At 67.1% G+C, this 389-nt stretch carries 1 pseudogene; it reads right to left on the bottom strand.

The annotated features are described in order from the left end of the window. Positions 1-297: pseudogene (locus AC1DUE_RS20625) on the bottom strand (hypothetical protein); the annotation flags it as partial. Positions 298-389 lie beyond the last annotated feature (92 nt).

The following is a 389-nucleotide window of genomic DNA, read 5'->3' as shown; positions in this document are numbered from 1 at the left end:
GGCGTACGGGTCGTGCGGCTGCTGCGGCTGCTGCGGCTGCCGCTGCTGCCCATACGGGTCCTGCCCGTACGGGTCCTGCGGCGCTCCGTACTGCTGGTGCTGCTGATGCTGCTGATGCTGGGGGTACATCTGCTGCGGCGGCTGCTGGGCATAGGGGTCCTGCGGATAGGACTGCTGCGGTCCGCCGTACTGGCTCTGGCCGTGGGCAGCCTGCTGGCCATCCCATCCCTGGTCCCCATAGAGGGGATCCTCGGGATGCCACGGTTCGGAGCCGGGGCCCCGGCCATACTCAGTCATCGATCCCCTAGAGCCGCGAGACGAACTTCCGCCTCTTTGCTGTGCGGTATTTGTTCGAACACCGCCGCATCGCGCGGAACGTTACCGTATCG

Source organism: Cellulomonas sp. P4_A2, from assembly GCF_056402515.1.
This window is presented reverse-complemented; position numbering and strand designations above follow the sequence as displayed.